Annotated in this window: 21 protein-coding genes; 14 read left to right on the top strand and 7 right to left on the bottom strand. The window is 72.2% G+C overall.

Translation table 11 applies throughout. The features are described from left to right. The 5 genes from JJ685_RS29425 to JJ685_RS29405 form a co-directional block, all read right to left on the bottom strand. Positions 1-513: a LeuD/DmdB family oxidoreductase small subunit gene (locus JJ685_RS29425; RefSeq protein WP_201677962.1), complete on the bottom strand. Its 513-nt coding sequence runs from the start codon at positions 511-513 to the stop codon at positions 1-3. Then, positions 510-1802, bottom strand: a complete 1293-nt coding sequence (locus JJ685_RS29420; protein WP_201677961.1) for a 3-isopropylmalate dehydratase large subunit — start codon at positions 1800-1802, stop codon at positions 510-512. The genes JJ685_RS29425 and JJ685_RS29420 overlap by 4 nt, the downstream gene beginning before the upstream one ends. Before the next feature lie 11 nt (positions 1803-1813). Beyond that, positions 1814-2599 carry a GntR family transcriptional regulator gene (locus tag JJ685_RS29415; protein WP_201677960.1) on the bottom strand — a complete coding sequence of 262 codons (786 nt, stop codon included), beginning with the start codon at positions 2597-2599 and terminating at the stop codon, positions 1814-1816. Positions 2600-2663: 64 nt separating this feature from the next. After that, the gene (locus JJ685_RS29410) at positions 2664-4727 is read right to left on the bottom strand and encodes a hybrid sensor histidine kinase/response regulator (protein ID WP_201677959.1); all 2064 of its coding nucleotides are present in this window, start codon (positions 4725-4727) and stop codon (positions 2664-2666) included. 140 nt (positions 4728-4867) lie between these two features. Next, entirely contained in the window at positions 4868-5617 is a 750-nt protein-coding gene (locus tag JJ685_RS29405; RefSeq protein WP_201677958.1) for a class I SAM-dependent methyltransferase, read from the bottom strand. A gap of 191 nt (positions 5618-5808) precedes the next feature. Here JJ685_RS29405 and JJ685_RS29400 point away from each other — a divergent pair, with 191 nt between their 5' ends. Continuing rightward, on the top strand, positions 5809-6024 hold the full coding sequence (locus tag JJ685_RS29400; protein WP_201677957.1) for a hypothetical protein: 216 nt from the start codon (positions 5809-5811) through the stop codon (positions 6022-6024). Between the two features lie 3 nt (positions 6025-6027). Here the strand turns inward: JJ685_RS29400 and JJ685_RS29395 are convergent, their stop codons facing one another. Next, complete coding sequence (locus JJ685_RS29395; protein ID WP_201677956.1) at positions 6028-10326, bottom strand: DEAD/DEAH box helicase; 4299 nt, start codon at positions 10324-10326, stop codon at positions 6028-6030. 271 nt (positions 10327-10597) lie between these two features. On the opposite strand from JJ685_RS29395, the gene JJ685_RS29390 reads away from it, so the two are divergent. The 6 genes from JJ685_RS29390 to JJ685_RS29365 are packed head-to-tail and all read left to right on the top strand — an operon-like array spanning position 10598 to position 15802. After that, positions 10598-11050 carry a GlcG/HbpS family heme-binding protein gene (locus tag JJ685_RS29390; RefSeq protein WP_201677955.1) on the top strand — a complete coding sequence of 151 codons (453 nt, stop codon included), beginning with the start codon at positions 10598-10600 and terminating at the stop codon, positions 11048-11050. Between the two features lie 8 nt (positions 11051-11058). Beyond that, positions 11059-12078, top strand: a complete 1020-nt coding sequence (locus JJ685_RS29385; RefSeq protein ID WP_201677954.1) for a Gfo/Idh/MocA family protein — start codon at positions 11059-11061, stop codon at positions 12076-12078. Between the two features lie 2 nt (positions 12079-12080). After that, a complete protein-coding gene (locus JJ685_RS29380; protein WP_201677953.1) occupies positions 12081-13034 on the top strand; it encodes a Bug family tripartite tricarboxylate transporter substrate binding protein in 954 nt (317 codons plus the stop codon). A gap of 54 nt (positions 13035-13088) precedes the next feature. Continuing rightward, entirely contained in the window at positions 13089-14309 is a 1221-nt protein-coding gene (locus JJ685_RS29375) for a helix-turn-helix domain-containing protein (RefSeq protein ID WP_201677952.1), read from the top strand. A 31-nt stretch (positions 14310-14340) separates the two neighbouring features. After that, positions 14341-15012, top strand: a complete 672-nt coding sequence (locus JJ685_RS29370; RefSeq protein ID WP_201677951.1) for a Vgb family protein — start codon at positions 14341-14343, stop codon at positions 15010-15012. Positions 15013-15031: 19 nt separating this feature from the next. Continuing rightward, positions 15032-15802, top strand: coding sequence for a DUF899 domain-containing protein (locus tag JJ685_RS29365; protein WP_201677950.1), 771 nt, complete (start codon positions 15032-15034; stop codon positions 15800-15802). Between the two features lie 82 nt (positions 15803-15884). On the opposite strand, the gene JJ685_RS29360 is transcribed toward JJ685_RS29365, so the two are convergent. Beyond that, the gene (locus JJ685_RS29360; RefSeq protein WP_201677949.1) at positions 15885-16565 is read right to left on the bottom strand and encodes a FadR/GntR family transcriptional regulator; all 681 of its coding nucleotides are present in this window, start codon (positions 16563-16565) and stop codon (positions 15885-15887) included. Positions 16566-16642: 77 nt separating this feature from the next. On the opposite strand from JJ685_RS29360, the gene JJ685_RS29355 reads away from it, so the two are divergent. The 7 genes from JJ685_RS29355 to JJ685_RS29325 all read left to right on the top strand — a co-directional run bounded on the left by JJ685_RS29355 (position 16643) and on the right by JJ685_RS29325 (position 21886). Beyond that, positions 16643-17851: a mandelate racemase/muconate lactonizing enzyme family protein gene (locus JJ685_RS29355; RefSeq protein ID WP_201677948.1), complete on the top strand. Its 1209-nt coding sequence runs from the start codon at positions 16643-16645 to the stop codon at positions 17849-17851. Further along, complete coding sequence (locus JJ685_RS29350; protein WP_201677947.1) at positions 17848-18804, top strand: 2-hydroxyacid dehydrogenase; 957 nt, start codon at positions 17848-17850, stop codon at positions 18802-18804. The genes JJ685_RS29355 and JJ685_RS29350 overlap by 4 nt, the downstream gene beginning before the upstream one ends. A gap of 40 nt (positions 18805-18844) precedes the next feature. Next, the gene (locus JJ685_RS29345) at positions 18845-19822 is read left to right on the top strand and encodes a Bug family tripartite tricarboxylate transporter substrate binding protein (protein ID WP_201677946.1); all 978 of its coding nucleotides are present in this window, start codon (positions 18845-18847) and stop codon (positions 19820-19822) included. Between the two features lie 137 nt (positions 19823-19959). After that, positions 19960-20274, top strand: a complete 315-nt coding sequence (locus tag JJ685_RS29340; RefSeq protein WP_201677945.1) for a hypothetical protein — start codon at positions 19960-19962, stop codon at positions 20272-20274. Between the two features lie 11 nt (positions 20275-20285). Then, positions 20286-21017: an RNA pseudouridine synthase gene (locus JJ685_RS29335; RefSeq protein ID WP_201677944.1), complete on the top strand. Its 732-nt coding sequence runs from the start codon at positions 20286-20288 to the stop codon at positions 21015-21017. 7 nt (positions 21018-21024) lie between these two features. Beyond that, positions 21025-21423 (top strand): alternative ribosome rescue aminoacyl-tRNA hydrolase ArfB, encoded by a 399-nt coding sequence (gene arfB / locus JJ685_RS29330; RefSeq protein WP_201677943.1) that lies wholly within the window; start codon positions 21025-21027, stop codon positions 21421-21423. A gap of 43 nt (positions 21424-21466) precedes the next feature. Further along, entirely contained in the window at positions 21467-21886 is a 420-nt protein-coding gene (locus JJ685_RS29325; RefSeq protein WP_201677942.1) for a DUF1801 domain-containing protein, read from the top strand. Positions 21887-22237: the final 351 nt, after the last annotated feature.

Raw genomic sequence — 22237 nt, 5'->3', positions numbered from 1 at the left:
TCATCTGGAGGCCTGCAGCTTGCGGCGCAGCTGGTTCATGAGCCCGCCGGCCTGCACCATTTCCAGCAGGAAGGCGGGGATGGGATCGCAGGCGAGCCGGTGACCCTCTTCGGTGACGACCTGCATCTGCCGCAGGTCGAGTTCGACGTGTTCGCCCTCGCGCAGCCGTTCGGCCTCGGGGCAGGTCAGCAGCAGGAGGCCCAAGTTGAAGGCGTTGCGGAAGAACAGGCCGCTGAACGAAGGCGCGATCACCGCCCGCACCCCGAGCTGGACCAGCGCCCCGGCGGCCTGCTCGCGCGAAGAGCCGATGCCGAAGCCGGGGCCGGCCGCGATCACGTCGCCGCGCTGCACGGAGCCGGCAAACCCGGGCCGCACGGCTTCCAGGCAGTGCGGCGCGATGCCTTCGATGCCCAGCTTCATGTAGGCGCCGGGGGCGAGCTGGTCGGTGTCGATCTCGGCGCCGAAACGCCAGACCTTGTGCTCGGTGCCGAAGCGCCGGACTTCGGGACTCATGCCAGCACCTCGCGCGGATCGGCGATGCGGCCGCGCAGCGCCGAGGCCGCGACGGTGTAGGGCGACGCGAGATAGACCTGGGCCGTCGCGGAGCCCATGCGGCCCTTGAAGTTGCGCGCGGTGGTCGCGACCACGTTGGCGCCGTCGGGGATCGAGCCGCCGTAGCCGGAGCAGGCGCCGCACGCGGTGGGCAGCAGCTCGGCGCCGGCGTCGCGCAGCGCGTCCAGCACGCCTTCGGCCTGCGCCGCCTCCTGGTCCTGCAGGCTGGCGGGCGCGACCATCAGGCGCGTGCCGGCGGCGATGCGGCGGCCGCGCAGCACCGAGGCGGCCGCGCGCAGGTCGTCCAGCTTCGCGCCGGTGCAGGCGCCGACGTAGGCCACCTGCACGGGCACGTCCGCGAAGGCGTCCACGCCCTGCGTGTTGGCGGGGCTGTGGGGCGCCGCCACCTGGGGCGCGAGCGACGCCGCATCGAAGCGCCAGGTCTTCGCGACGGATTCGTCGACGGCTTCGTCGGTGAACCACGGGTCCAGCGCGATGGCGTCCTCGGCAACGCCGGCCGCCCGCAGCCACTCGCGCGTGGTGGCGTCCGGCGCGACCAGGCCGGCCTGCGCGCCCATCTCCGCGCTCATGTTGGACAGCGTCATGCGCTCCTGCATGGAAAGCGCCTGCACGGCCGGTCCGCAGAACTCCACGGCCTGGTAGTCGCCGCCGTTCATGCCGAAGCGCCCGGTCAGGTGCAGCATCATGTCCTTGGCGCTGACGCCCGCGGCGAGGCGGCCGTCCCACCACATGCGCAGCGTGAGCGGGACGCGCACCCAGATCTCGCCCGTGACCATCACGCCCAGCATCTCGGTGGACCCGATGCCGAACATGTAGGCCCCGAAGGCCCCGCCGGTGGGCGAGTGCGAATCGCCGCCGACACAGAACATGCCCGGGCGGATGTGGCCCTTCTGGGGCAGGACCACGTGGCAGATGCCGATGCCGTCGTACACGTGCGGCAGCTGCTGCTCGGCGGCCCAGTCGCGCGCGATGCGCACGATGCGGCGGGAATCCTCGTCGCGCTCGGGCACGTAGTGGTCCATCACCAGCACCACGCGCTCCTTGTCCCAGATGCGCGCGCCCAGTTCCTCCAGCATCGGCTTGAGCCGGCGCGGGCCGGAGGAGTCGTGGAACATCGCCAGGTCGACCCGGCAGTTCACGATCTCGCCGGGGGCAACGTGCGCGCGGCCGCTGGCCCGCGCGATCAGTTTCTGCGCCAGCGTCTGCGCCGGCCGCTCGGGGGGATTCATCTGCTCGATCCTCAGAACATCACTTCACTGGCCGCGATGCGGGCATCCACGGCGCCCACCTGCGACACGTCCATCCGGTATTCGTAGCGGTCCGGGCGGTAGAGGCCGTGCAGCAGCTGCACGGGGCGGTCCTGCGTGTCGTAGACCAGGCGGCGCACCCACAGCAGCGCGGCGCCCATGGGCACCTGCAGTTCGGCGGCCACGCCGGCGTCGGCCTGCCGCGCCGACACGGTCTGCGCCGCGCGCCCGGGCTGCAATCCCGCTTCCTGCATCAGTTGCAGCATCGGCTGATGCGCCAGCTCGGCCCGGCCGAAGCCGCGCACGAGGGCCTCCGGCACGTAGGTAGTGATCAGCGACACGGGGCCGGCGCCGGTGCTGCGCCGGCGAATGGCCTTGCGGACCTTGGCGCCTTCGGCGAGCTGCAGGGCCTGCGCGATGTCGGCACTCGCGTCGATCACGCGCCACTCCAGCACCTTGACGGAGGTGCCTTTCGCCGCGTTGACGATGTTCCCGAGCAGGCCCTTGAGCGGCGGCGCGGCCGCTGCGTGGACGTCGGCGGGCGCTTCCTTCCCGGGCGGCGCGGCGGGCTGCGAGCGGCGCCCGGCCTCGCGCACGATGAGGCCCTCCTGCGCCAGCTGCTCGAGCGCGCGCCGCACCGTGACCCGCCCGACGCCGAACTGGCGCACCAGGTCCAGCTCGCCCGGCAGGCCCTGGGCGAACCGGCCTTCCCTCAGCTGTTCGAGCAGCACGAGGTAGACCTGGTGGTACTTGGAGATCGGCAGCGGGGCGGGGGTCATCCTGTCCTTATTTTAGGACAGGTTCCATGAATAGGACAAGTCGCCCGCTCCGGCTCCTTGCCGGTCAGCCCACCAGCGCCAGCAGCTGCGCCAGGTCCACCGGCTTCGTGCAGTGGTGATCGAAGCCGGCGGCGCGGGCCCGTTCCTGGTCGTGGGCCTGGCCCCAGCCGGTCAGGGCGATCAGGCGGATCCTGCGTCCCCACTCGGTGGCCCGGATGCGTTCGGCGACCTCGTGGCCGTTCAGGCGCGGCATGCCGATGTCCAGGATCACCAGCTCGGGCCGCAACGCCTCGGCGAGCGAGAGCGCCTGCTCGCCGTCGGAGGCCGTGTGCACGGCGTGGCCTTCCAGCTCCAGCAGCAAGGCCATCGTCGCGAGGGCGTCGGCGTTGTCGTCGGCGATCAGGATCGTGCGTCGCGGCGCGCCTTCGCGGGGACGCGTCGATCCTTCCGCGTCCTTCGCGGTGGCCGTTCCGGCCGGCTCGCCGGCGCGGACCGGCAGCGGCAGGGACACGACGAACTCCGAGCCGCGGCCGGGTCCCTCGCTGTGGGCCTGCAGGGTGCCGCCGTGCAGCTGCACCAGGCCGCGGCTGAGGGCCAGGCCGATGCCCAGGCCGCCCTGCGCGCGCTCGGACGCGGACGCCACCTGCGCGAACATCCCGAACACCGCCTCCAGGTGCACGGGGGACAGGCCGATGCCGTTGTCGCGCACGCGCAGCAGCAGGTGGCCCTCATTCTCCTCGGCGGCCAGCACGATGCGGCCGCCCGGGTCGGTGTACTTGGCCGCGTTGGACAGCAGGTTGCTCAGCACCTGCGAGATCCGCACCGGGTCGGCCACCATCTGCACGGGCTGGGCCGGCAGCTGCAGGTCCAGCTGGTGCTTCCGGGCCTCGATCAGCGGCCACGCCGTTTCGACCGCGGCCTCGACCGCCGCCTTCAGGTCCACGGTGGCGAGGCGCAGCTGCAGCTTGCCGCACGAGATGCGGGACACGTCCAGCAGGTCGTCGAGCAGCAGCGCCATGTGGCCCACCTGCCGCTCGATGACCTGCATGGCCCACGCCTGCCGCGACGCATCGGTGCCGGCCTTGGCGACCATCGCCGCCTGCCGGATCGGCGCCAGCGGATTGCGCAGTTCGTGCGCGAGGGTGGCGAGGAACTCGTCCTTGCGCCGGTTGGCCTCCTGCAGCGCCGTAGTGGCCTGCACCTGGTCGGTCACGTCGTGGCCCTGCACGAAGATGCCCACCACGGCGCCGCCCGCGTCGCGCACCGGCTGGTAGAGGAGGTCGACGAAGCGCTCCACCGGCGGCACGTCGGGCTCCTGCTGGAGCACCACCCGCATCGCCCGGCCGACGAAGGGCTCGCCCGAGGCGTACACGTGGCGCAGCAGGTCGAAGTAGCCCTGGTTCTCCACTTCCGGCACGGCCTCGATGGCGGGCCGCCCTTCCAGGCGCCGGTGCCCCACGAGCTGGTAATAGGCCTGGTTCACCAGTTCGAACACGAAGTCGGGGCCGCGCAGCAGCGCCACGAAGCCCGGCGCGTTGTCGAACCAGTTGCGCAGCATGCGCGCCGCATCCTGGGCCTCGCGCATCAGGCGGTCGCGCGCGCGCTCCGCCAGCACGCGGCCGGTTTCCTCCGTCACGGCGCAGAACAGGCCGCCGATGCTGCCGTCGCCGTCGTGGATCGGGCTGTAGGACCAGGTGAACCAGGTGTCTTCGCGGAAGCCGTTGCGCTCCATCACGAGCAGCACGCGCTCGTTCCAGGTGGGCTGGCCCTGCTCCATCACCACCTTGCGCTGGGCTCCGACGATGTCCCAGATGTCGCTCCAGGTTTCGGCGGCGCGCCCGCCGAAGGCCGCGGGGTGCCGCTTGCCCAGCATGGGGATGTAGGCGTCGTTGTAGATGTTGATCGCGTCCGGCCCCCACCAGACGAACATGGGGAAGCGGGAATTCAGGCAGATGCTGACGGCGATGCGCAGCGACTGCGGCCACCCCTCCATCGGGCCGAGCGGCGTGGCGGACCAGTCGGTCGCGAGCAGCAGCCGGACGGTTTCACCCGCGGGGACGCCGCCCTGGGCGGCGCTTCCCATGAGGAGCGGATGAAGGGGCGACTGGGCCTGGCTGGCTTGGCTCAAGGGGGGTTCTCGAGGGTTGCGGGCCGGTACTGCGGCGCGAGTGCGGGAGAGCATACAGGAAGCAGTCGCAACGCGGCGTTACCCCGCGCGGCCTGTCCTGGGGCGATGGGCGATGGGCGATCTCCCGCCGCCGCGGGGACTCAGCGTCCGGCGGGGGCCAGCGTGCCCGGGGAGCGTCGCGCCATCGCCAGCCACGCGGGCGCGGGCAGGCCCCAGCGCTGCTCGATGGCCGCGGCGCGCGCGGCCAGCACCTCTTCCGGTGGCGCCTCGCCGCAGTGCGCGATCACGACCACGTTGCCCGCGCCGGTCGGCGGGAACTGCCACACGGCGCGGGGCTGCAGGCCCCGGCGGATGCGGTCCACGCAAGCGCGCACGTCCAGCGCCTTGCCGATGAGGTTGACGGCCAGCGTGCCGCCCGGACGCAGGCTCGCGCGGCAGTCGGCGTAGAGGGCCTCGCTGTCGAGCGCGGGTTGCTCCACCGAGGCGTCGTACGCATCCAGCTGCAGCACGTCGATGCTGGCGGGCGGACAGGCTCGGGCCATGAAGTCGATGGCGTCGGCATGGACGACCTCCAGGCCCTCGCCATCCGGCGGCAGCATGAAGTGCGTGCGGCAGGCGGCGATCACGGCGGCGTCGATCTCCACGGCCGTGGCCTGCATGCGCAGCGCGCCGTGCGCGAAGCGGGTCAGGGAGCCGGCCCCGAGTCCGAGCGTGACGAGATGCTTGCCGGCGAGGCTGTCGGGCTCGTGGAAGAGCAGCCAGGCCGACATGCGCACCGCGTATTCGAGCTCCAGGCGCTCCGGCGCGGCGATGCGCATCGCGCCCTGGCACCAGCCCGTGCCGAATCGCAGCAGGCGCAGCCCTTCGGCCTCGCTGATGACAATGTCCATCGCTGCGAGCCTAACGAAAATTCCGCGGACCGCGCCGGCGGTGGAGTGAAGCGAAACCCCCGCGCAAGTCTGGGGCCAAGGCGAAATTTTGCGCAGAAGGCGACGCTGGCCGCCCCGAAGGCGCCCCCGCACTGTCCTGGGTCAACTGGGGGCTCTGGCGCGAGGCCCCCGCGACCGGCGACAATAGAGGGATGTCCAAGAGTGCAGCCACCATAACAAACGCCGACGAATCGGATATCTTGATCGAAGACGCCGCTGATCTCACGGCCAAGGAACTGGCCCAGGAACGCCTGGCAAGGATCGAGGAGTTGAAGAAGCGTAACTGGATGTCCCACAGCGCGGAGCAGCTGGCATCCCGCATTCCCGTGTCCGTGTTCGCCATGGGCGACCTGGTCACGGGCGGCTGAACGTCACGCCAGCCCCGGCGGCGGCACGACGTAGCTCGCCGGCTGCTGCCGGCGGATCAGGAGGTTCTTCACCTCCCATTGCGTCGCCGGCGGCAGTTCCCGCAAGTAGCGGACCTCCCCGGCGGCCTGCACGGCCACCGGAACCCCCCCTTCGAACAGCAGCCGGTTGCCCGGCAGCCGCGGCACCTTGTCGCCCGGTGTGACGATGCCGGCGAGGTTCAGCGGATCGACGGCGGAAATCGCGACCCGCTCCCGCCCCGCGCTGCGGGCCGTCTTGCGCAGCGCCGCGGCCGCCTCGGGCAGCGCGAACTGCTCGCCCGAGAAGCCGCTGACGAAGCGGCCGCCGCGCAATTCGCCGCGCGCCTCCAGCCGGCGCAGCACGTAGTACAGCTCGCGCCAGGGCGGCAGCCCTTCCTCGCGCTCCAGCAGCTTGCGGAACACCACGCCGTAGCGGCGCAGCAGCACGCGGGCGATGTGTTCGACGTGGGGGACGGCGAGCCCGCCGGGGGCGGGCTCCTCCGGCCGCGCGCGGCGCGTGAGCGACCAGCGGCCCGCATCGTCGATGGGGTCGTGGCCGCGGCCCCGGCGGCGCAGCTTGTTGCGCTTGTCCGAGGGCATCACCAGCGCGCGCAGCCCGGCGAAGGAATCGCAGGTGACGAGCCCCTGCGCGACCAGCTCGGACAGGGCCTGCTCCACCTGGGTGCCCAGCATCCGCGCGTCGCGCTGCAGGTCGGCGAAGAAGCTGGCCCCGTGCTGGCGCAGCAGCTCGAGCACCGCGCGCGCCGTGCCGGAGAGCAAGGCGTCGTCCGGCGCTGCGGCGCCGGCCGCCTGCTGCCAGTGGGCCAGGGCCGTGCGCTCGCACAGCAGCACCGGCGTGCCGCGGATCGTCCCGGACTTGCGCGCGCCGGCATCGCCGGGGTCCGCCGGCCGCCACCATGCGATGCGGCCGCTGGCGCACAGCTTGTCCAGCATCGGGGGCAGGTAGTCGGCGACCCGGGCGGGCAGCAGGTCTTCCTCCCAGGCCGCGGCGGGCGCCGCGTGGCCTTCGAGCTGCCGCAGCACGTCGGCCAGGCCGGCTTCGCCCTGGCGGCGCTCGTCGCCCTCGCTGCCGGCCAGCTGGTGCCAGCGGAACAGGAAGCGCATGAACTGCGCCGGCGGCACGGGCTGGATCTCCGCGCGCAGCCGGTCGCGCGTCATGCGGTGGATGCGGGCCAGCAGGCGCCGGTCGCACCATTCGGCGGCGCCGGGGGCGGTGAAGCCGCCGCGCATGACCGCGCCTTCGGATTCGAGCCGCAGCAGCGCGGGCAGCACGGCGTCGCCGCGCAGTCCGAGGGGCGCGGCGAGCGCCTCCGCGGTGACCGGGCCGAGCAGGTCGAGGCGCCCGCGCAGGACTTCGCGCAAGGCGTCGTCCGGTGCGGGCTGGTCCTGCGTCACGGGCGCGATCGCCGGCGACAGCGTCGCAGCCGGGAACACCGCCAGCAGTTCGTGCAGGCGCTCCGCCGCGACGAGCAGCAGGCCGCTCCCGGGCGTACGCAGCCGGGTCGCCCGGCGCTGCTGCATCAATGCTTCGAGCAGGTCCGGGACCTCCGCTTCGCCAGCGGCGAGGAAGCCGTGCACCACCAGCGCGTCGTGCAGTTCCTCGACGTTGCCGATCTCGGGCCAGGCGTCCGCGCGCACCTGCGCGATGGCCTGGGGATCGAGCCGGCCCACGTCCTGCGCCGTCTGCAGTTCCGCGACCGGCTGGGTGCGGACCGCCTTGGTGCGCCGCTCCTCCGCCGCGCCGTCGTCGAGGAAGGCGAAGGGCCGCGCGTTGAGGATGGCATGCGACAGCGGCGAGGGCGTCGCGAGCTCGCGCGTCACGATTTCGACCTGGCCGGCCTCGATGCGACCCAGCAGCGCGAGGAAACCGTCCGCGTCCATCGTTTCGGTGAGGCAGTCGCGCAGGGTCTGCGCCACCAGGGGATGGTCCGGGATCTCGCGCTCGCCGGCGAGGTTCTCCGCGCACGCGATCTGGTCCGGGAACACCACCGTCAGCAGGTCCTCGGCGTCGGAGCGCTGGAACTGCGGCGGCACCTTGCGGCCCGCGTTCATGCGCCGCACCGCCAACGAGGCGGTGGCGTTCCAGCGCCAGCGGGTGCCGAACATGGGCGCGTCCAGCAGCGCCTGCACGAGCACGTCGCGCGCGCTGGCGGACTTGAGGTAGTGCCGCACCTCCTCCAGCGGGAAGCTGTGCGTGGGGCCCAGCGACAGCACGATGCTGTCTTCCAGGGCGCTCGCCTGCAGCTCGAAGTTGAACTTGCGGCACATGCGCTTGCGCAGCGCCAGCCCCCAGGCCTTGTTGATGCGGGAGCCGAAGGGCGAGTGGATCACCAGGTGGGTGTCGCCGACCTCGTCGAAGAAACGCTCGAACACGATGCGCCGCTGGCTGGGCAGCACGCCGAGCGCCGCCCGGGCCGCGGCGAGATAGAGCGCGAGCTGCTGCGCAGCCGCTTCGGGGACGCGCACGGCCTCGCGCAGCCAGCGGGCGCAGGCCTCCGCGCCGTCTTCGAGCACCGCGTCGGCGGTCTCGCACAGGCGCGAGACCGCCGCGCACAGTTCGTCGGTGCGGCCCAGGCTCTCGCCGAGCCAGAAAGGCATGGTGGGCGGCATGCCCTTCGCGTCCTCCACCAGCACCTTGCCGGTCTCCACCTTGGCGATGCGGTAGGAGGCGTTGCCCAGCTGGAAGATGTCGCCCGGCAGGCTCTCGAAGGCGAAGTCCTCGTTGAGGGTGCCCACCTTGTGGCCTTCCGGCTGCAGCACCACGTCGTAGTCGAACTGGTCGGGGATCACGCCCGCATTGGTGACGGCCGCGAGCCGCGCGCCGCGCCGGGCCCGCAGCATGCGGTGCACCGCGTCGTAGTGCAGCCAGGCGCCGCGCCGGCCGCGGCGCGTGCTGTAGCCGTCGGCCAGCATGTGCACGACCTGCTCGAACTCCTGCAGCGCGAGCGCGCGATAGGGCTGGGCGCGCCGCAGGCACTGGTACAGCGCATCGAGAGGCCATTCCCGGCAGGCGATCTCCGCCACGACGTGCTGCGCCAGCGCATCGAGCGGCTTTTCCGGAACGCGGATGCGATCGAGCTCGCCGCGCCCGACGGCGTCCAGCAGCGCGGTGCATTCCAGCAGGTCGTCCAGCGCCAGCGGGAACAACCGCCCCTTGGGGGTGGCGCCGATGGCGTGGCCGGCGCGGCCGACGCGCTGCAGGAAGGCGTTGATGCTGCGCGGCGAGCCGATCTGGCAGACCAGGTCGATGTCGCCGATGTCGATCCCCAGTTCGAGCGAGCTGGTCGCCACCAGCGCCTTCAGCGCGCCCTCCTTGAGCCGCTGCTCCGCCTGCAGGCGATGCTCGCGCGCGAGGCTGCCGTGGTGCGCCGTGACGTGCTCCTCTCCGATCCGTTCGGCGAGGTGGCGCGCCATGCGTTCGGCGGTGCGGCGCTGGTTGACGAAGATCAGCGTGGTGCGGTGCTGGTGCACCAGCTCGGCGAGCCGGTCGTAGAGCTCGTCCCACACCTCGGTCGGCATCACCGCCGTGAGCGGGGAACGCGGCATCTCCAGCGCCAGGTCGCGGTCGCGCACGTGGCCCGCGTCGATGATCTCCACCGGCTCGTCGCGCTCGCCGAGCAGGAAGCGGGCCATCGTGTCGAGCGGCTTCACGGTGGCCGACAGGCCGATGCGCACCGGGGGCCGCGCGCACAGGGCCTCCAGCCGCTCCAGCGACAGCATCAGGTGGGAGCCGCGCTTGCTCCCGGCCACCGCGTGCAGTTCGTCGACGATCACGCTGCGCACCGACTTCAGCATGGCCCGGCCCGACTCGGAGCCGAGCAGGATGAAGAGGGACTCCGGCGTGGTCACCAGGATGTGCGGCGGCGCGCGGCGCATGCGCTCGCGTTCCGCCGGCGGCGTGTCGCCGGTGCGCACCGCGCTGCGGAGGCCGGGATTCGGCAGGCCCAGCGCTTCGAGCCGCTCGCGGATGCCGGCCAGCGGCTCCTGCAGGTTCTTGCGGATGTCGTTGGACAGCGCCTTGAGCGGCGACACGTAGAGCACGTGCACCTCGTCCGCCAGCGGCGCGGCAAGGCCCTCGCGCACGAGCTCGTCGATGGCGGAGAGGAAGGCCGCGAGCGTCTTGCCGGAGCCGGTGGGCGCGGCGATGAGCGCGTGGCGGCGCCGCGAGGTCACGGCCCATGCCCGGGCCTGCACCTCGGTCGGCTGGCCGAAGCGGCCTTCCAGCCAGGCCGCGACGGCCGGGTGGAACGGCAGGGGAGACATCGCCTCTATTGTCGGAGTTCGCTCGCGGCCGCGCAGGAGGCCGGCCGAGAGTCCCTTGCCGGGCTGGGTCCGTGCCGGCCCTCGGTTGCAGCGCGCCACGAACCCCATGCCCTCCGACGGCAAGTGGCTCATCCACGGTGGCTTCCAAGTGCTCCTGCGGGTCCGGTCGGATCGGAGCGCCGCCGTCCATTGCGGCGCCCCGGCGATCCCCGCACAATGGCCTCCCGCTCGCCGGCCGCTGCTGGACGCCGCGGAAAAGGAGGCCGCTGTCATGTACCTTGCCAGCACCCAGCGCCTGACGCTCGCCGGCGCCCGGAAGATCGTGGCCGCGGCCACGGCGCGTGCCGAGGAAGCGGGCATCGCCATCTGCATCGTCGTCGTCGACGCCGGCGGGCACCCGCTGCTGCTGGAGCGCATGGACGGCGGCCGCTTCCACACCGCGCACTCGGCCTCCGCCAAGGCGGTGTGCGCCGCGTCGAACCGTCGGCCGACCGGCCCCGCCGGCGCGCAGGGCCAGTCGCTCGACGCCATCCACGCGATCGGGCTCGCGCTCGCCGCGGGCGCGGAGCGCTGGACGGCGCTGGAAGGAGGCGCACCCATCCTCGTCGACGGCGAATGCGTCGGCGGCGTCGGCGTCAGCGGCGGCAGCTTCGAGTTCGATGAGCGCGTCGCCCGCGAGGCCGTCGAGGCGATCGGGGCCAGCTGGCGGCCCAACCCGCGCTAGGAGTCATCATGGCCTTCGAACCGCTACGCGTCGGCTGCATCGGCATGGGGTGGTGGTCGGACGTGCTCGCCGACGCGATGCTGCGTTCCGACCGGCTGCGCATCGTCGCCTGCCACTCGCGCTCCGAGGAGAAGCGCAGCGCCTTCGCGGCGAAGTACGGCTGCCGCGCCGCGTCCAGCTACGAGGCGCTGCTCGCCGACGGCGCCATCGAGGCGATCGTCAACACCACTCCCAACAACGCGCACCTGGAGACCACCCGCGCCGCCGCCGCGGCGGGCAAGCACGTGTTCCTGGACAAGCCGATCGCCAACACCATCGCCGATGCGCGCGCGATCACGCAGGCCTGCCGCGCGGCCGGCGTGGTGCTCGCCGTGGGCTACCAGCGCCGGCGCGAGAGCCACTTCCGCTGGATGCGCCAGGAGATCGAGGCCGGCGCCTTCGGCAAGCTGGTCAACGCGGAGGCCAACATCAGCCGCGACCGCCTCGGCAAGATCGACCTGCGCTCCTGGCGCTACACCGCGGAAGGAATGCCCGGCGGCGTGATGCTGCAGATCGGCATCCATTACGTCGACGTGCTCGCGTGGCTGCTGGGTCCCGTGCAAGCGGTGAGCGGCCAGCTGGGCCAGCTGGTGCTGCCCGGCGACAACCCCGACGTCGCCAGCCTGCTGCTGGAGCACGAGGGCGGCGCGCTCTCCACGCTGAACGCGAGCTACGCGTCGGCTTCCGAGTACTACCTCCTCAACCTCTACGGCAAGGACGCCACGGCGTACTACGACCTGCATGGCGGCCTGCGGGTGCTGCGGCGCGGCGTGCCGGGCGTCGAGGCCGTGCCCTGCGCGAAGAACGACACGGTGGTCGAAGAGCTGGAGGAATTCGCCGCCGCGGCGCGCGGCCAGGGCCGGCCGGAAGTGGAGGGCGCGCAGGCGACGCTGTCGCTGGCCGTGGTCCGCGCCGGCATCCGGTCCGCGCGCGAACGGCGCCGGGTCGAGGTGGCGGAGATCCTCGCCGAAGAGCGGAAGGAGGGCTGAGCATGGCGCCCCGGCTGCTCGCAGGCGCGGTGCTGGCGGGCTGCGTGCTCGCCGCGCCCGCGCAGGAGGCCGCGTTCCCGCAGCGCGGCACCATCGAGATGACGGTGCTGTTCCCGGCCGGCTCGTCGGCCGACATCACCGCGCGGCTGCTGGCCGAGGGCATGGCGAAGCAGCTCCCGGCCAACGTCGTCGTGGTCAACCGCCCCGGCGCCGGCGGCGCGGTGGGCTACCGCCACGTCGCGAGCCAGAAGCCGGACGGCTATTCGCTGGTGTGGAATTCCAACTCCGTCTCCACCACCTACCACTCCGGCCAGATGCCGATCGACTACAAGGCCTTCGACCCCGTGGCGCGCGTGCTGACGGAATCGCCGCTGCTGGCCGTGCGCGGCGATTCCCGCTGGAAGACGCTGCCCGAATTCCTGGCCGACGCGAAGGCGCGGCCCGGCACCCTCACGGTGGGCAACTCGGGCCTGGGCAGCCACACGCACATCGCCTCCGTGGCGCTGTTCAAGGCGGCGGGCGCGGGCGTGGTGGACGTGCCCTATCCGGCGGCGCAGGTCGTGCCCAACCTGCTCGGGGGCCACATCGATGCGGTGGTGCAACTGCCTGCGGCGCTGAGCGCGCACGTCAAGGCGGGGCAGGTGCGCGTGCTGGCCGCTCTTGTGGAGCGGCGGGACCCGGCGCTGCCCGAGGTGCCGACCGCGCGCGAGCTGGGGATCGACGTCGCGCTGGACGCGTGGCGCGGCATCGCCGTGCCGAAGGGCACGCCGAAGCCGGCGGTGGCCGCGCTGCAGGCCGCGATCCGCAAGACCGTCGAGAGCCCGGAGTTCGCCAGCGCGAGCGAGCGGCTGGGTGTGCACCCGGCCTTTCTCGCGGCGCCGGAGTTCGGCGAGCTGATCGCGAAGGAGGATGCGCAGCTCGCCGGCCTGATGCAGCTGATCGGCTTGAAGAAGTAGGCGCGGGGCGCCCGCGATGCCGCAACCGGGAAGCCGCAGACGCCGCGGCGGTCCATGGACTCGCTGATCGCCGCCTCCGCCCGCGCGCTCGCTTCCGGCGATCCGCTGGGCGCGCTGAAGCGGGTGGCGCTGCGCGAGGACCCGCCGGCGCTGGCGCTGCGCGGCATCGCGATGGCGCAGCTGGGCGAGCTTCCGGTGGCACGCGATCTCCTGCGCCGCGCGGGGCGCGCCTTCGGCTCCCACGAAGCGCTCGCGCGGGCACGCTGCGTCGTGGCCGAGGCCGAGGTCGCGCTGGCGATGCGCGACCTCGCCGGCTCGCCGCAGGGGCTGCTCGCGGCAGCCGACACCTTGCAGGGGCACGGCGACCGCGGCAACGCACTGCATGCGCGCCTGGTCGCCGCGCGGCGCCTGCTGCTGCTCGGCCGCCTGCCGCAGGCGGCGACGCTGCTGGAGCCGGTCGATCCCGCCGGCTTGCCGCCGACGCTGGCCGCGGTGGCCGAATTGAGCGGCGCCGAACTCGCGCTGCGCTCGCTGCGCATCGGCCCGGCGACGGCGGCGCTGGCGCGCGCGCAGGAGGCGGCGCAGCGCGCGGGCATTCCGGCCCTGATGGCCGAAGTGGCCGAGGCGCGGGCGGCGCTGGCCCGGCCTGCAGCCCGGTGCCGAAACGCCGGTGGCGAGCGCGTGCTGCGCCTCGACGAGATCGAGGCGTTGCTGGCCTCCGGTGCGTTCGTGCTGGACGCCTGCAGGCGCGGCGTCGCACGGGGCGGCGCGTGGCAGCCGCTGGCGCGCCGGCCCGTCCTGTTCGCGCTGGCCCGCCTGCTGGCGCAGGCGTGGCCGGATGCGGTCGAACGCGATGCCCTGATCGCCAGCGTCTTCCGCACCCGCCGGCCGGACGAGACGCATCGTGCGCGCCTGCGCGTGGAGATCGGACGGTTGCGCGCCCTGTTGAAGGCGCAGGCCGCCATCGAGGCCACTGCAGGCGGCTTCGTGCTGAGTCCGCCGGCGGGCGCCGAGGTCGTCGTGCTGCTTCCGCCCATCGACGGCGAGCAGGCCTCCGTGGTGGCGCTGCTTTCCGATGGCGCCGCGTGGTCGACCTCGGCCCTCGCCCTGGCCCTGGGCACGAGCCAGCGGACGGTGCAGCGCACGCTGGCCGGGCTGCAGGCCGCGGGGCAGGTGCGCGCCATCGGCCAGGCGCGCGCCCGCCGCTGGCTGGCGCCGCCGCTGGTGGATTTCACGACAGTCTTGTTACTCCCCGGTTCGCTGCCAGGTGCGTAGAGTCCTTTCGACACATCGAAAGGAACCCGCCATGAGCAGCAAGACCCTCAGCGACAGGCGCCAGGCCGCGGCGAAGCCGGCCGAGATCGTGCGCGAATACGGCCCCTTCGCCGGGGCGACCCACGTGCACGGCGTCAGCTACGGCGACGGCCTCCTGTGGGCGGCCACGGGCGAGCGGCTGCTGGCCATCGATCCGCGCAGCGGCGAGGTGAAGCGCGCGCTGGGCTGCGCCTGCGATGCCGGCACTGCCTTCGACGGCAAGCACCTGTACCAGATCGCGGAGTCGCGCATCGACAAGATCGACCCCGCCACGGGCCAGGTGCTGGCCTCGATCCCCGCGCCGGGGGGCGGCAGCGACTCCGGCCTGACCTGGGCCGAGGGCAGCCTCTGGGTGGGCAACTACCGCGGCCGCAGGATCCACCAGGTCGACCCCGCCACGGGCGCCATCCGGCGCACCATCGAGTCCAACCGCTTCGTCACCGGCGTGACCTGGGTGGACGGCCAGCTGTGGCACGGCACCTGGGAAAGCGAGGAGAGCGAATTGCGCCGCGTCGATCCGCAGGACGGCGAAGTGCTCGAGCGGCTGGAGATGCCGCGCGGCGTCGGCGTGAGCGGGCTCGAGTCGGACGGCGCGGACCTCTTCTATTGCGGGGGCGGCGACACGGGCAAGGTGCGTGCCGTGCGGCGCCCCGGAACCGAATGAACGCGCCGAGGAGCCCATCATGACCGTCCCCACCGCACACCCCGCCACCGTCGACCACGCCGTCGTCTCCGACGAGCGCTGGATGGAGGAACGCAGGAAGCTGCTGGCCCGCGAGAAGGAACTGATGCGCCTGCACGACCAGGTGGCGCGCGAGCGGCGCGCGCTGCCCTGGCGGCGCATCGCGAAGGAGTACGTGTTCGACACGACCGCGGGCAGGCGCTCGCTGGCCGAACTCTTCGACGGGCGCAGCCAGCTGATCGTTCAGCACTTCATGTTCGGGCCCGGCTGGGAGCAGGGCTGCCCGAGCTGCTCGTACATGGCGGACCATGTCGACGGCATGAACATCCACCTGGCGCAGCGCGACATCACCTTCGTCGCCGTCTCGCGCGCGCCGCTGGCGGAACTGCAGCGCTTCCGCAGCCGCATGGGCTGGCGGTTCGGATGGGTCTCGTCGCACGGCAGCGACTTCAACCGCGACTTCGCCGTCAGTTTCACGCCGGAAGAACTGGCCGGCGGCGCGGTCTTCTACAACTACGCGATGCGCCCCTTCGCTTCCGGCGAGGCGCCCGGCATCAGCGTGTTCTGCAAGGACGCGCAAGGCGAGGTGTTCCACACCTACTCGACCTACGGCCGCGGCGTGGAGGTCATGATGGGGGCCTACATGCTGATGGACCTGGCGCCCCGCGGCCGCTCCGAGCGCGACGTGCCGCACAAGATGGAATGGGTGCGGCACCACGATCGCTACGAGGCCGCCACGGGAAGCAAGGAGGCCCAGGCCTGCTGCCATTGATCCACCGGAGGGCAGGGTTCAAGGACAGCGAAGGACGCATCCCGGCGCCGACCCTGGTTCCCTCCCGACGCGGCGGAGCTCGTCAGGCGCCGAACAGCCGCGCCATGCCGCCGCGCAGGTGACGGTCCATCGCGGCGCGGGCGGCCTTCGCGTCGCCGGCCGCGATCGCCTCGTCGATCGCCTTGTGCTCCGCGCGGACGTCGCGGGCCCGGTCCTGCCGGGGCTGCGGCGACAACTCCCGCACGAGCTTCACCGCGTAGCGGAACTGCTCCTCCAGCGCTGCCATCGTCAGGACGAAGAAGCGATTGCCGCCGGCTTCCGCGATGGCGCGGTGGAACGCGATGTCCTCGTCGATGGCGGGACGCCCCTGGGCCACCGCGGCATCGAACAGGCGCCGCTTCGCCGTGATCGCGTGCAGCAGGCCCCGGTCCTTGCACAGCGCGGCGCGCGCCGCGGTCTCGCCTTCCAGCACGCTGCGGAAGTCCAGCAGCGCGCGGATGTCCGGAATGCTTTGCAGCGAGCCGAAGGTGACGCCCGACAGGGGCGCCGGCTCGCCGACGAAGTTGCCCGCGCCCTGCCGGGCATAGACGCGGCCCTCGGCCCGCAGCCGCGCGAGCGCCTGCCGCACCACCGGCCGCGAGGCGCCGAAGCGCTCGGCCAGCGCGCTCTCGCTGGGCAGGCGGCTGTGCGGCGGCAGGCCGTCGCGCGCGATGAAGGCGACGATCTGCTCGTAGACCTGGTCGCCGAGGCTGGAGGAGGGCATGGCGGGCGGGACGCTGCTTGTCTGACAAGTTTCGCATTCCGTTGACAGGTTTGCCAAGCGCTCCGGACAATGCCCGCATGTCACTCGTCACCGCCCTGCGCACCCTCCGCATCGCCGAACGGCCCAACCTCATCTGGGTGGAAATCGAAACCGACGACGGGCGCACCGGGCTGGGCGAATCCTTCCGTGGCGCGCAGGCCGTGGAAGCGGTGTTGCACGAAACGGTCGCGCCTTTCCTGATCGGCCGCGATGCGCGCCACATCGAGGCGGTGTCTCGGCACCTGATGACGCCCTACCTCGGCTTCCACAGCGCCAGCGCCGAAGTGCGCGCGGCCAGCGCGGTCGACATCGCGCTGTGGGACCTCGCGGGGCAGCGGCAGGGCGAGCCGGTGTACGTGGCGCTCGGCGGCGGCATGCGGGACCGCGTCCGCGCGTACAACACCTGCGCCGGCTACTCCTACAACACGGCCGGCGGCGTGCGCCGCTCCGTCGGCGGCGCCGACGCCAGCGTGGGGCCTTACGACGACCAGGTCGCCTTCATGCGCGACGCGGGCGCGCTCGCCGAGAGCCTGCTGGCCGAGGGCTACACGGCGATGAAGATCTGGCCCTTCGACGACCATGCGGCGGCCACCGGCGGCCACATGATCTCGCTGGCCGACCTGAAGGCGGGGCTGGAGCCCTTCGTGAAGGTGCGCAAGGCCGTGGGCGACCGCATGGAGGTGATGGCGGAACTGCACAGCCTGTGGAGCAGCCATGCCGCCGCCCGGATCTGCCGCGCGCTGGAAGACGTGGGCGTGTTCTGGGCCGAGGACCCGATCGCGAAGATGGACGACGCGCAGGCCCTGGCCGACCTGCGGCGGCAGACGCGCACGCCGATCTGCGGCAGCGAGACGCTGGCCGGCACGGTGCCCTTCGGCAAGCTGCTCGCCGCCGATGCGATCGACATGGTGATGCTCGACCTGGCCTGGTGCGGCGGCCTCACGCAAGGCCGCAAGATCGCCGCGCTGGCCGAGGCCCACGCGAAGCCGCTGGCGCCGCACGACTGCACCGGCCCGGTGACGCTGATCGCCGGGCTGCACCTCGCACTGCACGCGCCGACCGCCATCTTCCAGGAGGTGGTGCGGGCGACGCTCAGCACCTGGTACCGCGACCTCGTCACCGAGCTGCCGGTCGTGCGCGAGGGCATGGTGCTGGCGCCCCGGGCCGCGGGCCTGGGCACGCAACTGCAGCCGGCGGTGCGCACGCGCGCGGACGCGACCGTTCGCGTGAGCGGGAGGGCGCGGTGAGCCCCGCCATGCAGGTCACCATCGTCGGCCAGCACGTGCCGCACGTTCCGCTGCTGCAGCGCCTGCTCGGCGACGCGTTCCGCGTGAACGGGATCGCTGCCGTGCCGGAGGCGGGGCCCATCGCGACCGACGTGCTCGTCACCACGCGACTGAACGCGCAGCAGGCCGCGCGGCTGCAGTGCCGGCTGCTGCAGGCGCCCGGCGCCGGCATGGACGCGATCGCGCTGCCCGCGGTGCCGCCGGACTGCCGCGTGTGCAACGTGTTCGAGCACGAGATCCCGATCGCGGAGTTCGTCTGCCACGCGGTGCTGGACTACGTCATCTTTCGCGATGCCGCGCCGGTGCCGCTGGACGCGGCGCACTGGCCGCGAGCGTACCTGGAGCGGCCCTTCCACGACGAGGCGTACGGGCGCCGCGCCGCGATCGTCGGCTTCGGTGCGATCGGTCGCGCCACCGCCGCGCGCCTGCGCGCGCTGGGACTGCACGTGACGGCCGTGACCCGGCGCGCCGAACCGGTGGACGGCACGGATGCCGTGCACCCGGTGGCGGACCTCGCGGCGCTGTTGCCCGACATCGACGTGCTGGTCCTGTGCTGCCCGCTCAACGAGCAGACGCGGGGCATGATCGGCGCGCACGAGCTGGCGGCGATGAAGCGCACGGCGCTGCTGGTCAACGTCGGGCGCGCGCACCTGGTGCAGGAGCAGCCGCTGTTCGACGCCCTGCGCGAGGAGCGCATCGGCCGCGCCGTCCTCGACGTCTGGTACCACTATCCGGTCGCGGGGCAGGCGGAGCTGGCCCCCTCCGCGCTGCCGTTCCATGCGCTGCCCAATGCGCGCTGCACGCCGCACATCTCGGGCTGGACCCATGGCCTGCTGGCGCGCCGCTACGCCTTCATGGCCCGCAACATCGAGCGCCTGCGCAACGGGCAGGCATTGCAGAACGTGGTGCAGTGAGCGCCGCGCCCTCCACGCGAACCAGGACCCAGGAGACACGATGACACTTCACCGCCGCACCTTCCTCCAATCCGGCGCTGCGCTGGCCGGCGCCGCGCTGGGCGTACCCGCGCTCGCCGCCGGCTGGCCCAGCCGGCCGCTGCGGATCATCATCCCGTTCGCGCCGGGCGGAACCTCCGACACCATCGCGCGCCTGATCGGCAAGCCGCTGGGCGACCTGCTGGCCCAGCCCATCGTGATCGAGAACAAGACGGGCGCCAACGGCATCATTGGCGCGCAGAGCACCGCGCAGGCGACCGACGAGCACACCGTGCTGCTGACGGACATGAGCTCGCTGGCGATCAGCCCGCTGGTCACCAAGGACCTGCCGTACAAGCAGTCGGACATCAAGGGGGTGACGATGCTCGCCTATTCGCCGCACCTGCTGGTGGCGCATCCCGCGCTGGCCGCTTCGAACATGCGCGAACTCGTCGCCTTGTCGAAGACCAAGCCCGTGAACGTGTCCTCGGCCGGCTCCGGTTCGGCGAACCACCTGGGCGTGGTCGACATCGCGCTTTCGTCGGGCCTGCGGTGGCAGCACGTGCCCTTCCGCGGTGGCGCGGCGGCGCTCGCCGACACCGCCGCCGGCAACACCCAGCTGTGCCTCAACGGCATGCTGGCGACCCTGCCGCTGGTGCAGGGCGGGCGCTTGAAGGTGATCGGCGTCTCCAAGCGCACCCGCACGGCCCTGCTGCCGAACGCGCCCACCATCGCGGAGCAGGGCGTGAAGGACTTCGAGTCGGGCACCTACCAGGGCGTGGTGGTGCCCGCCTCGATGCCGAAGGCGAATGCGGAGAAGCTGGCCGCCGCGCTGATCCAGGTGATCCGCGCACCCGAGATCCGGGCCCGCCTCACGGAAGCGGGGGCCGAGGTGATGACCTCCACGCCGCAGGAGACCAGCGACTTCCTCGCGCGCGAGAACAAGCGGTGGGCGAATGTGATCCAGCGCGCTGGGGCGCAGCTCGAAGGCAACGCGTAACGGGCCGACCCGGAGCATGAAGACAAGCCTGGCCGGAAGATTCGCCGCCGCCCTGGCACTCGGCGCTGCCTTCCCCCGCAGCGCCCAGACCGCGTGGCCGGAGAAGGGCGAGCGGCTACTGCGCTAGAGTGGCGGCCATGCAATGGTTCCGCTCCCGCATCCGGCGTTCCCCCAGGGGCGCCATGGTCCTCGGCAAGACCGTGTTCCTGGTGGGCGCGATCCTCGTGCTGGCGGCCGTCTTCGCACGGGCGAGCCTGATGTCCCTCAACGCGGACAGGGCGGACGCGCGGCTGCCACCGCTGAGAACCCTGAAGGAAGCCTATCCGCAGTACCCCACGTGGATCGTGCCGGAGGGGCCGGTGGGCTTCAGCGTGGCCGCGGTGCTGGTTCTCGTCGGCACGGCGTTGACGGTGCTGGCGGGGGAAGCGTCGAAGCGAAGCGGCGCGGCTTAGGGGTCCGGGAGATGCAAGACGCCCGCACGCCCGAAGAACCCCAACGGCTGTCGAAGGTCGTCATGGCGGTCCGCAACTGCTCGCGTCGCGAGGCGGAGCAGTACATCGCCGAAGGCTGGGTGCGCGTCGACGGCCAACTGGTGGAAGAGCCACAGGTCCGCGTGACGGCGGCACAGCGCGTGGAAGTCGATCCGCAGGCCCGGCTGCAGCCCGCCGTGCCCGTCACGCTGCTGCTGCACAAGCCGGCGGGAATGGGCACCGGTGAAGCGCAGGACCTGCTCGGCGCGGCAACGCGCTGGAGCGGCGACGTGACGGGGATCAGTCGGGTCAAGAGTCATGGCCTGGGGCTCAAGACCTTGCTGGCCCTTCCGGCTCCGGCCAGCGGGCTGACGGTCTTCAGCCAGGACGGGCGCATCGTGCGCAAGCTCACGGAAGATGCGGCGCTGGTCGAGCAGGAACTGCTGGCCGACGTCGTCGGCACCCTGGCGCCCGACGGTTTGGCGCGCCTGGGCGCAGGGCTGAAGCACGAAGGCAAGGCCCTGCCGCCGGCGCGCGTGAGCTGGCAGAGCGAAGGGCGGCTGCGCTTCGCCGTCAAGGGGATCGCGCCGGACTGGATCCCCTGGATGTGCGCGCAGGTCGGCCTGGAGCTCACGGCGCTGAGGCGCATCCGCATCGGACGCGTCCCGATGGCCGGCCTGCCCGCGGGCCAGTGGCGCTATCTCCCGCCGGGCGACCGGTTCTAGGGAAACCATGGCGTCGCTCGTGCGCGAAGAAGAAGTCGAGTTCACGGCCATGCGGGCGCAGGGGCCCGGGGGGCAGAACGTCAACAAGGTGTCGAGCGCGGTGCACCTGCGCTTCGACATCGGGGCCTCGTCGCTTCCGGCCGCGGTGAAGGAGCGGCTGCTCGCCTTGCCGGGGCGCAGGGTGAGCAAGGACGGAATCCTGGTGCTGAAGGCGCAATCGGCGCGGAGCCAGGAGCAGAACAAGGCACTCGCGCTGGCCCGGCTGGAGGCGATCGTGGCGGAGGCTTCGGAGGTGCCGGAGATCCGCCGGCCGACGAAACCCACCTACGGCTCGAAGCAGCGGCGCCTCGAAGGGAAGTCGATCCGCTCGCAGGTGAAGGCGGCGCGGCGCAGGGTGGACGAGTGAGGGTGGGACGCCGCAAGCACGAAGCAACGCTCAGGAGACGAACATGGGAAAGCGCGTTTCGACCGAAGGTCCCTCTCCATCCGAACTGATCGACCGGAGGATCGCCGACCTTGGCGACTGGCGTGGCGAAACCCTGCGCAGGATGCGCGCGCTGATCAAGGAGGCGGTTCCCGACGTGGTGGAGGAGTGGAAGTGGATGGGCACGCCGGTGTGGTCGCGTGACGGGATCATTTGCACGGGGGAGTCCTACCGCGACAAGGTCAAGCTGACTTTCCTGAAGGGGGCTTCGCTGGGCGACCCGGCGGGGTTGTTCAATGCGAGCCTGGATGGGAATGCGAGGCGGGCGATCGATATCCACGAGGGGGAGGCGGTGGATCCGGAGGCGTTCAGGGCGCTGGTGCGGGAGGCGGTGGGGGTGAATGCGGCGGGTGGGGGGAAGGGGAAGGTCGGGAGAGGGAAGTAGCGCGAGGCGGGCGGGGAGAGTGGATCCGGGGGGTGGGCGGTGCACCGTGCGATGTATTCGGCAGTTTTATTCGGCACGGGGGGGAGGGTCCGAAGTGCGCGGTATCAGAGGGTGAGCGGGGGAAGCTGATATTCGGCGGGGAGACTCGTATGCTTCGTGTTTTCGATAACTTGCCTGCGCCCTTGGCGGCTTGGGTATCGCTCGGATGGGCGATATTGGGATTTTGCGTGCGGGCTACATTACGTTGAACTAAACCGCTGACGCGGTGGTTGGTCCATCAGGCCGCCACCGCGTTTTCATTTGCGTTGCCCGGTGTGAGGCGCAGCCTTGAAGGGGGAATGTTCCCGGCCC

Source organism: Ramlibacter monticola, from assembly GCF_016722785.1.
GTDB classification, from domain to species: domain Bacteria; phylum Pseudomonadota; class Gammaproteobacteria; order Burkholderiales; family Burkholderiaceae_C; genus Ramlibacter; species Ramlibacter monticola.
This window is presented reverse-complemented; position numbering and strand designations above follow the sequence as displayed.

Bases quoted from the DNA above. Each gene is read 5' to 3' on its own strand.
- JJ685_RS29425 (WP_201677962.1), bottom strand. From the start codon at position 513: ATGAGTCCCGAAGTCCGGCGCTTCGGCACCGAGCACAAGGTCTGGCGT.
- JJ685_RS29420 (WP_201677961.1), bottom strand. From the start codon at position 1,802: ATGAATCCCCCCGAGCGGCCGGCGCAGACGCTGGCGCAGAAACTGATC.
- JJ685_RS29415 (WP_201677960.1), bottom strand. From the start codon at position 2,599: ATGACCCCCGCCCCGCTGCCGATCTCCAAGTACCACCAGGTCTACCTC.
- JJ685_RS29405 (WP_201677958.1), bottom strand. From the start codon at position 5,617: ATGGACATTGTCATCAGCGAGGCCGAAGGGCTGCGCCTGCTGCGATTC.
- JJ685_RS29400 (WP_201677957.1), top strand. From the start codon at position 5,809: ATGTCCAAGAGTGCAGCCACCATAACAAACGCCGACGAATCGGATATC.
- JJ685_RS29395 (WP_201677956.1), bottom strand. From the start codon at position 10,326: ATGTCTCCCCTGCCGTTCCACCCGGCCGTCGCGGCCTGGCTGGAAGGC.
- JJ685_RS29390 (WP_201677955.1), top strand. From the start codon at position 10,598: ATGTACCTTGCCAGCACCCAGCGCCTGACGCTCGCCGGCGCCCGGAAG.
- JJ685_RS29385 (WP_201677954.1), top strand. From the start codon at position 11,059: ATGGCCTTCGAACCGCTACGCGTCGGCTGCATCGGCATGGGGTGGTGG.
- JJ685_RS29380 (WP_201677953.1), top strand. From the start codon at position 12,081: ATGGCGCCCCGGCTGCTCGCAGGCGCGGTGCTGGCGGGCTGCGTGCTC.
- JJ685_RS29375 (WP_201677952.1), top strand. From the start codon at position 13,089: ATGGACTCGCTGATCGCCGCCTCCGCCCGCGCGCTCGCTTCCGGCGAT.
- JJ685_RS29370 (WP_201677951.1), top strand. From the start codon at position 14,341: ATGAGCAGCAAGACCCTCAGCGACAGGCGCCAGGCCGCGGCGAAGCCG.
- JJ685_RS29365 (WP_201677950.1), top strand. From the start codon at position 15,032: ATGACCGTCCCCACCGCACACCCCGCCACCGTCGACCACGCCGTCGTC.
- JJ685_RS29360 (WP_201677949.1), bottom strand. From the start codon at position 16,565: ATGCCCTCCTCCAGCCTCGGCGACCAGGTCTACGAGCAGATCGTCGCC.
- JJ685_RS29355 (WP_201677948.1), top strand. From the start codon at position 16,643: ATGTCACTCGTCACCGCCCTGCGCACCCTCCGCATCGCCGAACGGCCC.
- JJ685_RS29345 (WP_201677946.1), top strand. From the start codon at position 18,845: ATGACACTTCACCGCCGCACCTTCCTCCAATCCGGCGCTGCGCTGGCC.
- JJ685_RS29340 (WP_201677945.1), top strand. From the start codon at position 19,960: ATGCAATGGTTCCGCTCCCGCATCCGGCGTTCCCCCAGGGGCGCCATG.
- JJ685_RS29335 (WP_201677944.1), top strand. From the start codon at position 20,286: ATGCAAGACGCCCGCACGCCCGAAGAACCCCAACGGCTGTCGAAGGTC.
- arfB (WP_201677943.1), top strand. From the start codon at position 21,025: ATGGCGTCGCTCGTGCGCGAAGAAGAAGTCGAGTTCACGGCCATGCGG.
- JJ685_RS29325 (WP_201677942.1), top strand. From the start codon at position 21,467: ATGGGAAAGCGCGTTTCGACCGAAGGTCCCTCTCCATCCGAACTGATC.